Raw genomic sequence first — 11687 nt, 5'->3', positions numbered from 1 at the left:
GCCATGACCATGAAGTTCATCGACACCCACCACGACCAGTGGCACGTCGCCGGCGGCGAAGACGGCCCGATCCAGAACCCCGCGCCGCGCGCGCACCTGCTGCTGAGCCTGGAGCAATGGCACGCGGTGCGCGAGTCGTGGCCCGCAAACCTGCCCACCGGCGTCATCGTTCCGAACGACACCGACATCGAGACGCTGGTGCCCGACCTGCCGCGCCTGGCGCTGATCGCCCTGCAGTTCCCGAAGTGGATCGACGGCCGGGCCTACAGCCAGGCGCGCCTGCTGCGCTCGCGCTACCGCTACGCGGGCGAAGTGCGCGCCACCGGCGACGTGGTCGTCGACATGATGCCGCTGCTGGCCCGCACCGGCTTCGACGCGGTGAAGCTGCGCCATGACCAGAAGCTGGAGTCGGCGCGCCGCGCGCTGAACTTCTTCCCCGGCCACTACCAGGGCGACGTCAAGCAGACGCAGCCCGCCTTCGCGCGCGATGTCGCGGCCGAGGCCCAGGCGCACGCGCAGCGCAAGGCCGATTCGTTCGTCGGCGAGGGGATCTGACATGAGCGCGATCGACCTCTACGCCCGCGCCACCCCGGGCTTCGAAGACCGCGTCGCGCGCACCGTCGCGCAGCTGAAGCAGGCCGCGCATGATCATGCCGGCCGCATCGTGCAGGCCACCAGCCTCGGCGCCGAGGACATGGTGATCACCGACCTGATCGCGCGCCATCACCTGCCCATCGCGATCGGCACGCTGGAGACCGGCAAGCTGCATCCCGAAACCGTCGCGCTGATCGGCCGCATCGAGCAGCGCTATCGGCTCAAGGTCGAGGTCTACCAGCCGAAGCACCAGGCGGTCGTGCACTTCGTGAAGCAGAACGGCGAAGAGCCGATGTACAAGAGCCTGGAGCTGCGCAAGGCCTGCTGCGGGCTGAGGAAGCTCGAGCCGCTGTCGCGCATGCTGGCCGATCGCAGCGCGTGGATCACCGGCCTGCGCCGCGAGCAGAGCGATGCGCGCGGCGAGGTGCCGTTCGAGGACCGCGACGACGCCGGCCGCGCCAAGCTCAACGTGCTCGCCGACTGGACCTGGAACGACGTCTGGCACTACATCGCCAGCAACGACGTCCCGTACAACCCGCTGCACGACCAGTTCATGCCGAGCATCGGTTGCGCGCCGTGCACCCGGGCCATCGCCGTCGGCGAAGACTTCCGCGCCGGCCGCTGGTGGTGGGAACAGGACAACGCCAAGGAGTGCGGCCTGCACGTCAGTGCAGCCGCCGACGAACAAGAAGGCGGCGCCGTCAGCCTGCTGCAGCGCCCCGTGGAGAACCGTGTATGAATGCCCGCGTCGACCTCGACCAACTGCTGCCCGAACTCGACCACCGCCACCTCGACTGGCTGGAGGAAGAGGCGATCTTCATCCTGCGCGAGGTCGCGGCCACGTTCGAGCGTCCCGCGCTGCTGTTCTCCGGCGGCAAAGATTCGTGCGTCGTGCTCCGTCTCGCCGAGAAGGCCTTCAAGACGCGCATCGACGGCAATGACTTCAAGGGCAAGCTGCCCTTCCCGCTGCTGCACGTCGACACCGGCCACAACTTCCCCGAGGTGATCGAGTTCCGCGACCAGCGTGTCGCCGAGATGGGCGAGCGCCTGGTCGTCGGCCACCTCGAGGATTCGATCAAGCGCGGCACCGTGCGCCTGGCCGATCCGCTCGAATCGCGCAACGGCCACCAGACCGTGACCCTGCTCGAAGCGATCGAAGAACACCGCTTCGACTGCCTGATCGGCGGCGCGCGGCGCGACGAGGAGAAGGCGCGCGCGAAGGAGCGCATCTTCAGCCACCGCGACAGCTTCGGCCAATGGCAGCCGAAGGAGCAGCGGCCCGAGCTGTGGACGCTGTTCAACACCCGCCACCGCCCCGGCGAGCACTTCCGCTCGTTCCCGATCTCGAACTGGACCGAGCTCGACGTCTGGCTCTACATCGCGCGCGAGAACATCCCGCTGCCGAACCTGTACTTCGCGCACCAGCGCGAGGTGATCCGCCGCAAGGGCCTGCTGGTGCCGGTGACCGGCGTGACGCCGCCGGCGGCCGGCGAGACGGTCGAGACCGCGACCGTGCGCTTTCGCACCGTCGGCGACATGACCTGCACCTGCCCGGTCGAAAGCGGCGCCGAGACCGCCGCCGACATCGTCGCCGAGACGCTGACCGTGACCGTCAGCGAGCGCGGCGCCACGCGCATGGACGACCGCACGTCGGATGCCTCGATGGAGCGCCGCAAGAAGGAAGGGTATTTCTGATCATGAGCGCCGTGCTGAAGCAACAACAACCCGACCACCGCGCCCTGAGATTCCTGACCGCCGGCAGCGTCGACGACGGCAAGAGCACGCTGATCGGCCGCCTGCTGTTCGATGCGCAGGCCATCCTCGCCGACCAGCTCGACAACCTGCACAAGCGCGCCGCCGGCGAGCCGATCGACCTGTCGCTGCTGACCGACGGCCTGGAGGCCGAGCGCGAACAGGGCATCACGATCGACGTCGCCTACCGCTACTTCGCGACGCGCCAGCGCAAGTTCATCATCGCCGACGCGCCGGGCCACGAGCAGTACACGCGCAACATGGTCACCGCGGCCGCGGGCAGCGATGCCGCCGTCGTGCTGGTGGACATCACGAAGATCGACTGGCAGCAGAAGCCGGTTCAGCTGCTGCCGCAGACACGCCGCCACGCGCTGCTGGCACACCTGCTGCGCGTGCCGAGCATCGTGTTCGCGGTGAACAAGCTCGACGCCGTCGACCAGCCGCAGGCCGCGTTCGAGGCCACGCGCGATGCGCTGCTGAACTTCGCCGAAGAAGCCGTCATCCGCGACGTGGCCGGCATCATCCCGGTCAGCGCGCTGCGCGGCGACAACGTCACGCGCAAGCTCGACGCCGCGTGGTACGACGGCCCGTCGCTGCTCGAGCTGCTGGAATCGCTGCCGACGACGCAGGAGCGCACCGCCGGTGAACTGCTGCAGCCGGTGCAGTACGTCGCGCGCGATGCCGGCGTCGAAGCCGATGGCGCCGGCCACCTGCCGCGCGTCTTCTGGGGCCGCATCGCCCACGGCAACGTGCGCGCGGGTGACTCGATCCAGGTCTTCCCGAGCGGTGAACGCGCGACCGTCGCCGAAGTGCGTCGCGCCGGCAGCACCGTGCCGTCGGCCCAGGCCGGCGAATCGGCCGGCATCGTGCTCGACCGCCAGCTCGACATCTCGCGCGGCGACTGGATCGCCAGTCCCGACAGCCTGAAGCCCACGCAGCGCTTCGACGCCACGCTGGCCTGGCTGGACACCGAGCCCGCGCAGGTCGGCCGCAAGTACTGGGTGCGCCACGGCAACCGCTGGGTGCAGGCGCGCATCGCGTCGATCGAGCACCGCCTGGACATCCATACGCTGGAGCCGACCGGTGCGCACGAGCTCGCCGTCAACGAGATCGGCCACGTCACGGTCGAGCTGCAGCAGCCGCTGCCGCTGGAGGCCTACGAGACCAACCGCGTCGGCGGCGCGCTGATCGTGGTCGACCCCGCGAGCAACCGCACCAGCGGCGCGCTGCTGGTGCGCAAGGCCAACGCCGCGTAAGCACCATGGGCCGCGTGATCTTCATCGGTGCCGGGCCCGGTGCGGCCGACCTGATCACCGTGCGCGGCGTGCGCCGGCTGGCCGCCGCCGACGTCGTGCTGTTCGACGCGCTGACCGACCCCGCGCTGCGCGAGCTCGCACCGCAGGCGCGCTGGGTCGACGTCGGCAAGCGCGGCTTCGGTCCGGCGGCGAACCAGGAGGCGATCAACGCGCGACTGGTGCGCGAGGCCCAAGCCCATGACGTCGTCGTGCGCCTGAAAGGCGGCGACCCCAGCGTCTTCGGCCGGCTCGAGGAAGAGCTGCAGGCGCTGCAGCGCCACGGCATCGACTACGAGATCGTGCCCGGCGTCACCGCCGCGCTGGCCGCCGCCGCCGACAGCGCCCGTCCGCTGACCCGCCGCGGCAGCGGCCGCAGCGTGAGCCTGACCACCGCGATGACGCAGCTCGGCACGCTGCAGGCCACGCGCAGCGCCGACACCGAGGTCTTCTACATGGCCGGCCGTCAGCTCGGCGCGCTGTCGCGCAAGCTGCGCGAAGCCGGCTGGCCGGCCGAGGCGCCGGCCTGCGTGGTGTCGCGCGCCGGCTGGCCGGATGCGATCACCAGCACGCACCGCGTCGAGTCGCTGGCCGATGCCGCGGTGCTGCATGCCGGGCGGCCGGCGGTCGTCACCGTCGGCGCCGGCGCCCTTGCGCTGGATCGACCCACGGTCACGGCCGATACCCAGGCGACATCCCAGACCACGCCGCAGCCTTAAAATCCGCCTTTCGTCGCCCCGGCCGCGTCAACCGCCGCTACAGCGCCGCCTTCAACCGCCGCCAACAACCCTGGCCAGACCCATGACCCACGTCGTCACCGAATCGTGCATCCGCTGCAAGTACACCGACTGCGTCGACGTCTGTCCGGTCGACTGCTTCCGTGAGGGCCCGAACTTCCTCACGATCGATCCCGACGAGTGCATCGACTGCGCGGTGTGCATCCCCGAGTGCCCGGTCAACGCGATCCTGCCCGAGGAAGACGTGCCGAGCGACCAGCTGGCGTTCATCAAGATCAACGCCGACCTCGCGAAGCAGTGGCCCAGCATCACCAAGCGCAAGGCCGCGCTGCCGGATGCGGACGAGTGGAAAGACCGCAAGGACAAGATCCAGGAACTGATCCGCTGATCGGGTCCGTCGGCGCAACCCGGGCCGATCCAGCCGCTTCCCGATGATCGAAACCGATGCCGTCATCGTCGGCGCCGGCCCCGTCGGCCTGTTCCAGGTCTTCGAGCTCGGCCTGCTGGAGATCAAGGCCCACATCGTCGACTCGCTCGCCTACCCCGGCGGGCAGTGCATCGAGCTGTACCCCGACAAGCCGATCTACGACATCCCCGCGGTGCCCGTGTGCACCGGCCGCGAGCTGACCGACAGCCTGCTCAAGCAGATCGAGCCCTTCGGCGCCACCTTCCACCTGGGCCAGGAAGTCACCCGCGTCGAGCGCCAGGAAGACGGCCGCTTCTTCGTCGAGACCAGCCGCGGCACGCAGTTCCTGACGAAGACCGTCTTCGTCGCCGGCGGCGTCGGCGCCTTCCAGCCGCGGCAACTGAAGGTCGAGGGCCTCGACAAGTACAACGACAGCCAGGTCTTCTACCGCGTGCGCGACCCCGCCCAGTTCGCCGGCAAGGAACTGGTGATCGTCGGCGGCGGCGACTCGGCGCTGGACTGGGCGCTGAACTTCGCGCAGGAAGGGCCGAACCAGGCCGCCAGCGTCATCCTGGTCCACCGCCGCGACGGCTTCCGCGCCGCGCCGGCCTCGGTGGCCAAGATGCGCGAGCTGTGCGATGCCCTGCAGATGCAGTTCATCGTCGGCCAGGCCACCGGCATCGAAGAGAAGGCGGGCCGCCTCACCGGCCTGAAGGTCACCGGCGCCGACGCGGTGACGCGCATCGTGCCGCTGGAGATGCTGCTGGTCTTCTTCGGTCTGAGCCCGAAGCTGGGGCCCATCGCCGAATGGGGCCTCGGCATCGAGCGCAAGCAGGTCACCGTCGACACCGAGAAGTTCGAGACCAACATCCCGGGCATCTTCGCGGTCGGCGACGTCAACACCTACCCGGGCAAGAAGAAGCTGATCCTCTCGGGCTTCCACGAAGCGGCGCTGGCCGCCTTCGGCGCCGCGCCCTACGTCTTCCCCGACAAGCGCGTGCTGCTGCAGTACACGACCACCAGCCCGAAGTTGCACAAGGTGCTGGGCGTCGAGACGCCCTCGTTCGACGACTGACCTGGACGACTGACGCAGCGCAAGGCTGCGATGTCCCTGCCGTCGCAACCAAGCGACACCCGTCGTCGATAATCCGTTCTCCTCGCGGCGGGTCCACCCGACCGGCCGCGCGGCTTCGCTAGGGGTGTTGCGCCGGTGCAAGCAGGCGCGACTGAGACAGTCCCTTTGAACCTGACTGAGGTAATCCTCGCGCAGGGAAGCAGCTCTCGAACGGCGCGCCAACTCTGTCGTCTCCCGGCGCGCACCGTCTGCAGTGTTTGCCCACCTGCCATCGACGCATCGAAGGTCACACGATGGCACTCCGCACTTGTTTCGCGTTAGGAACGCTGGCCCTCGCCGCGCTGCAGGCGCTGGCCCAGGACAGCAGCAGCGCCGCGGCGCAAACCGTCACCGTCACCGGCCGCACGCAGGCCAATGCCAGTGTCGCCGGGTTCAACGGCGTGCCGATCGGAAAGCTGCCGATGTCGGCCACCGCCATCGGCACCGACCAGCTGGCCGACGCCGCGATCTCGACGCTGGCCGACATCACCCGGCTCGACGCCAGCCTGAGCGACGCCTACAACTCACCCGGCTACTGGAGCAGCCTGACCATCCGCGGTTTCGTGCTGGACAACCGCTACAACTACCGCCGCGACGGTCTGCCGATCAATGCCGAGACCGCCATCGGCCTGGCGAACAAGCAGGCCATCGAGGTGCTGAAGGGCACCTCCGGCCTGCAGGCCGGCACCAGCGCCCCCGGCGGCCTGGTGAACCTGGTGGTCAAGCGGCCGGTGGCCGGGCTGCGCAGCGCAGCCATCGGCGTGGAACAAGGCGGCAGCGTCGGCGCATCGCTGGACCTGTCCGACCGCAGCGGCACCAACGGCGCTACCGGATCATTCGGCTGGCGCATCAACGCCGACGCCGAGAAGCTGGACCCGCAGCTGCGCCATGCCGAAGGCCGCCGCCACCTGCTGGCACTGGCCGCCGACGCGCGCTTGGGCCCGGGGAGCCTCATCGAAGCCGAGCTCGAATGGAGCCGCCAGCGCCAGCCCAGCCTGCCCGGCTTCAGCCTGCTGGGCAGCCGCCTGCCCGATGCCGGTGCCATCGACCCGCGCACCAACCTCAACAACCAGCCGTGGAGCCTGCCGGTGGTGCTGGAAGGCCGCACCGCATCGCTGCGCTACACGCACGAGCTGCGGCCCGACTGGAAGCTCAGCGTGCAGGCGATGACCCAGCGCCTGCGCAGCGACGACCGCGTGGCCTTCCCCTTCGGCTGCAGCGCCGAGAACAACTACGACCGCTACTGCAGCGACGGCACGTTCGACTTCTACGACTTCCGCAGCGAAGGCGAACGCCGCGACACCGACGTGCTGGACGCCGCCCTGAGCGGCCGCACCACGCTGGCTGGCATGGAGCACCGCTTCACCGTCGGCCTGATGGCCACGCGCCTCGACGCGCGCTTCAACCGCCAGGCCTACAACTGGGTGGGCGTCGGCCACATCGACGGCAGCGCGATCGCCCCCGCCGACCCGACGCTGACCGACGAGAACACGAACCGCGACGAACGCAGCACCGAGCTGCGCCTGCAGGACCAGGTGGCGATCACCCGAGACACCACGCTGTGGGCCGGCCTGCGCAGCTCGAAGGTCGAGCGCGCCAGCGTGCGCACCGACGGCTCGCGCCCGACCGACTACGAGCAGACGCTGAGCACCCCGTGGCTCGCCATCAGCCACCAGCTGAGCCCCGCGACGATGGCCTACGCCAGCTGGGGCCAGGGCGTGGAAACCGAGGTGGCGCCGAACCGTGCGCGCTACCTCAACCGCGGCCAGCCGCTGCCCGCGCTGAAGAGCCGGCAGCTCGAAGCCGGCCTGAAGCACCGCAGCACCGCGGTCGACGCCGGCGTGACCCTCTTCGACATCCGCCGCCCGCTGTGGGCCGACATCGGCAGCTGCGACGACGACGGCACCTGCATCCGCCGCGCCGATGGCGAGCAGCGCCACCGCGGCATCGAGGCCGAGGCCGAGGCCAGGCTGGGTGCCTTCAGCCTGCGGGGAAGCGCGATGCTTCTCAAGGCCCGGATCGAAGGCAACAGCAACCCTAGCGTCGAAGATAAGCGGCCCACGAACGTGCCGAAGATCGCGCTCAAGGCCCAGGCCGCGTACAACGTGCCGACCCTGCCCGGCCTGGCGCTGCTGGGTTTCGTCAGCCACGAGGGCGACCGCGCCGTGCTGCCCGACAACAGCATCGTCGCCGCCGGCTGGACCCGCATCGACCTGGGCCTGCGCTACGCGATGAAGGCCGGCCCCACCACGCTGACCTGGCGCGCCGGCATCGACAACGTGGCCGACCGCCGTGCCTGGAAGGAGACCCCGTACCAGTTCAGCCACGCCTACCTGTACCCGCTGGCCCCGCGCCGCGCACACGCGTCGCTGAACGTGCAGTTTTGACGGCTTGAGGCGGCCGATCTGGACGGCCGAAAAAGTTGGGCTATACTGCGAGGCTCACTTCCCCGATAGCTCAGTCGGTAGAGCGCCGGACTGTTAATCCGTAGGTCCCTGGTTCGAGCCCAGGTCGGGGAGCCAAAAAAGCTAGTAATAGCAAGCACTTAGCCCAGCCTTAACCGGTTGGGCTTTTTGCTTTGTGGGCTGGGCAAGCGCGGGGCAAGCAGGCTGAGATCGCCATGACTACAAGACGCACCGGCCGCCCGCGGATAGCAGACGACCGGCGAGTAGCCTTGAATGGCTGCATTGACAGCCCAGGCCCCACCAAGCATGGAGGGCCGGCATTGGGCTGCCGCCGGTTTCAAAGACACCTTGTTTCGGTGGAAGATGGAACCGGAGGTGGGCGATGGGAACGAGACGGCAGTTCAGCGGGGAGTTCAAGCCTGAGGCCGTGAGGCTAGTCAAGGAACGGGGCGTGACGGAAGCGCGGGCCTCTCGTGACTGGACGTACACGAGAACGCGTCGCGCAAATGGGTTCACGGCAGGCGTCCGATCCGCAGCAATCGTCCCCCCGGCAATGGTGTCATGAAGCCCGAGCAGGCATGTTCGATTCATCGAGTCCAAGGAACCGGCAGCACCCCAGGGAGGACACGCATGTCGATTGCATCAAGCGCCAACGAAGCAACAACGCGATCGCAGGTCATCGACAGCCAGCTTGCTCAAGCGGGCTGGAGCAAGTCACGCCGCAGCCTCATCGAAGAGTTCGTTGTGACAGCGAAAGAGCCAGACCGCGCATTTGACGGGCAGCAGTTCGCAGACTACGTCTTGCTCGGCAGCGACGGCAAGCCGCTGGCAGTCGTGGAAGCCAAACGGACGGCGCGGGACGAGTTGGCCGGCAAGCGCCAAGCCGCCGACTACGCTGACGCTATCAAGTCCAAGTTTGACCACGACCCGTTCATCTTCCTCACCAATGGCAAAGAGATCCAGTTCTGGGATCGCGAACGCTACCCGCCACGAAAGGTGTCCGGCTTCTACACAAGGGACGATCTCGAGCGTCTGCGCCACCAAAGTCAGTTCGCACAGGCGTTGGACGGGATCGCGATCGACGCGGGCATCGCCGGCCGCGACTACCAGAACGAAGCCATCCGCCGAGTTACGGAAGGGGTAGACGCCGCCAAGCGGAAATTCCTGTTGGTGATGGCTACCGGCACAGGCAAGACGCGAACGACCATCGCACTCGTTGACACCCTGCTGCGATCGAAGCGCGTGCAGCGAGTGCTCTTCCTGGCGGACCGTCGGGAGTTGGTGCGCCAGGCCATGTCGGAGTTCAAGACGCACCTGCCCAATGAAAGCCTGGCGCGTATCGAGTCTGGCGAAACGTCGGGTGCACGCATCCAGTTCTCCACCTACCCCAGCATGATGCAGGTGTACTCACGCCTGTCAGTGGGCTACTACGATCTGATCGTCGCCGACGAAAGTCATCGCTCAATCTACCAGCGCTACAAGGCCGTCTTTGATCACTTCGATGCCATTCATCTTGGCCTGACGGCGACGCCAACCGACTATATCGACCACAACACATTTGAACTGTTCGATTGCGGGGATGGCGTGCCGAGCTATTACTACAGCTATGAGCAGGCTGTCGCTGAGAAGAACCTCGTGAACTACCGCGTGCTGGACGCGCAAACCAACTTCCAGTTGAAGGGGATCCAGGGCGACGCCCTACCACAGCCGCTCCAGCAGATGGCGCGTGACCAAGGCGTGGAACCCGACGAACTCAATTTCGACGGCTCCGACATTGAGAAGGGCGTCATCAACCAAGGCACGAACGACGCCATGGTGCGCGAATTCATGGACAAGAGCCGCAAGGACATTCGAGGGCTCCCCCACAAGTCCATCATCTTTGCAGTCAGTCACGCCCACGCAAAGCGGCTGTACGAGAGCTTCAATCGCTTGTACCCAGAGCTGCAACGCCAAGGCCTGGCCGAGATCATCGACAGCCATATGGAACGCGCCGACAGCACGCTCGACGACTTCAAGTTTCGCACCATGCCACGAGTAGCCATTTCAGTGGACATGCTCGATACGGGCGTCGATGTTCCAGCCATTCAAAATTTGGTCTTTGCCAAGCCGGTCTTCAGCAAGGTCAAGTTCTGGCAGATGATCGGCCGCGGCACGCGTCTGCATGTCGACAAGGCCACTGGCGAGATCAAGAAGGACTTCCTGATCATCGACCACTGGAAGAACTTCGCTTACTTCAAGCTCAAGCCCGACGGTGAGATCGATCACCCGAGCGAGCCCTTGCCCGTGCGCTTGTTTCGGCTGCGGCTGGAGGCTTGGCAGTTGCTGCACGGCCTGCAGCCCGACGCAAAGGGCACCCGGGACGCCATTGCTGCGCTGCAAGCTATGTTGCAGGCTCTGCCACGCCAGAGCATCAATGTCCGACCGCACTGGGACGAGCTCGACGCCCTGGCTCAGCAATGGCCCACACCCGACCCTAAAACGCTCGAACACCTGTCGCTGCTCATTGGCCCGCTGATGCGCTTGGCGCCGCTAGCGGGACTGGACGAGTTGCAGTTCCGCATTTGGTGTGAGCGGCTGACAGTTGCCTGGCTCAAGGGCGACCTCGATGAGCAGAGCAAGGTACGCGAGCGCATCCAGAGCGCGGTGGCCAGCTTGGCCGATAGCATCCCCGAGGTGCAGCGCGTAGCCGAGCAGCGCTCCTGGGTCCAGTCCGACGGGTTCTGGAAGCACCTTGATGTGGACCGGCTTGCCACTCTGCAAACCGTGTTTGCGCCGCTGATGCGCTACCGCACCCGCGCTGCTGGGAATACGGTGGAAATCAACCTGCCCGACAGCATCACTCAACGCAGCTGGATCATCTACGGCCCGACCGGCGAAGGTGCCTTCGCAGAGAGCTATCGGGAGCAGGTGGAAGCGTTGGTGCGCCGCCTGGCAGATCAACTCCCCGAGCTGGCCAAACTCAAGAACGGCGAAACCCTGGGCCAGGACGAGATCGAGCGCATCAGTGCCACGCTGAATCAAGCGGACCTCTTTGTCACGGAGGAGACACTGCGCAAGGCCTTCGAGGCGCCGGCTGCGTCGCTTGCGGATTTTTTGCGGCACATGCTATGTGAAGGCGCACACCTGCCCAACCGCGAAGAGCGGATCAATGCGGCGTTTGACACCTTCATTTCGAAGCACGGATACCTGCGCGCCAACCAGCTCAACTTCTTGCGCGCAGTGAAGGCCGCCGTTCTTCGTCACGGTCGCATCACGCTCGCAGCGCTGAACGAGCCCCCGCTTTCGCGCGTGGGTCGTGTGGAGGCGCTGTTTCCTGCGCAGGACATCAACGAACTCATCGCCTTGGCCAACCAGCTGTTGGACGACGCAGCCTAACCCTTTAGGAAC

9 protein-coding genes, 1 tRNA gene, 1 pseudogene and 1 riboswitch are annotated in these 11687 nt (G+C 67.1%); all 11 genes and pseudogenes read left to right on the top strand.

Annotated features, from left to right (window positions below):
- Window positions 1-3: 3 nt before the first annotated feature.
- The 11 genes and pseudogenes from P1K89_RS00500 (at window position 4) to P1K89_RS00450 (ending at window position 11675) form a co-directional block, all read left to right on the top strand.
- Complete coding sequence (locus P1K89_RS00500) at window positions 4-555, top strand: DUF934 domain-containing protein (protein ID WP_284614389.1); 552 nt, start codon at window positions 4-6, stop codon at window positions 553-555.
- Between the two features lies 1 nt (window position 556).
- Window positions 557-1333: a phosphoadenylyl-sulfate reductase gene (locus tag P1K89_RS00495; protein WP_284614388.1), complete on the top strand. Its 777-nt coding sequence runs from the start codon at window positions 557-559 to the stop codon at window positions 1331-1333.
- On the top strand, window positions 1330-2289 hold the full coding sequence (gene cysD, locus P1K89_RS00490) for a sulfate adenylyltransferase subunit CysD (protein WP_284614387.1): 960 nt from the start codon (window positions 1330-1332) through the stop codon (window positions 2287-2289). Before P1K89_RS00495 ends, cysD begins: the two co-directional genes overlap by 4 nt.
- Window positions 2290-2291: 2 nt before the next feature.
- On the top strand, window positions 2292-3602 hold the full coding sequence (locus P1K89_RS00485; RefSeq protein WP_284614386.1) for a sulfate adenylyltransferase subunit 1: 1311 nt from the start codon (window positions 2292-2294) through the stop codon (window positions 3600-3602).
- A 5-nt stretch (window positions 3603-3607) separates the two neighbouring features.
- Window positions 3608-4357: a uroporphyrinogen-III C-methyltransferase gene (gene cobA / locus P1K89_RS00480; RefSeq protein WP_284614385.1), complete on the top strand. Its 750-nt coding sequence runs from the start codon at window positions 3608-3610 to the stop codon at window positions 4355-4357.
- Between the two features lie 82 nt (window positions 4358-4439).
- Window positions 4440-4763 carry a ferredoxin FdxA gene (gene fdxA / locus P1K89_RS00475; RefSeq protein WP_284614384.1) on the top strand — a complete coding sequence of 108 codons (324 nt, stop codon included), beginning with the start codon at window positions 4440-4442 and terminating at the stop codon, window positions 4761-4763.
- A 43-nt stretch (window positions 4764-4806) separates the two neighbouring features.
- Complete coding sequence (locus P1K89_RS00470) at window positions 4807-5856, top strand: NAD(P)/FAD-dependent oxidoreductase (RefSeq protein ID WP_284614383.1); 1050 nt, start codon at window positions 4807-4809, stop codon at window positions 5854-5856.
- Between the two features lie 110 nt (window positions 5857-5966).
- Window positions 5967-6071, top strand: a riboswitch (TPP riboswitch).
- A 78-nt stretch (window positions 6072-6149) separates the two neighbouring features.
- On the top strand, window positions 6150-8282 hold the full coding sequence (locus P1K89_RS00465; protein WP_284614382.1) for a TonB-dependent siderophore receptor: 2133 nt from the start codon (window positions 6150-6152) through the stop codon (window positions 8280-8282).
- Window positions 8283-8341: 59 nt separating this feature from the next.
- Window positions 8342-8417: transfer RNA gene (locus tag P1K89_RS00460), tRNA-Asn, on the top strand.
- Between the two features lie 265 nt (window positions 8418-8682).
- A pseudogene (locus tag P1K89_RS00455) lies at window positions 8683-8876 on the top strand (transposase); the annotation flags it as partial.
- A 54-nt stretch (window positions 8877-8930) separates the two neighbouring features.
- On the top strand, window positions 8931-11675 hold the full coding sequence (locus tag P1K89_RS00450) for a type I restriction endonuclease subunit R (protein ID WP_284616281.1): 2745 nt from the start codon (window positions 8931-8933) through the stop codon (window positions 11673-11675).
- The last annotated feature ends 12 nt before the right edge of the window (window positions 11676-11687 follow it).

Origin of the sequence: Aquabacterium humicola, assembly GCF_030167915.1 — a bacterium.
Classification (GTDB): Bacteria; Pseudomonadota; Gammaproteobacteria; order Burkholderiales; family Burkholderiaceae_C; genus Pseudaquabacterium; species Pseudaquabacterium humicola.
This window is presented reverse-complemented; position numbering and strand designations above follow the sequence as displayed.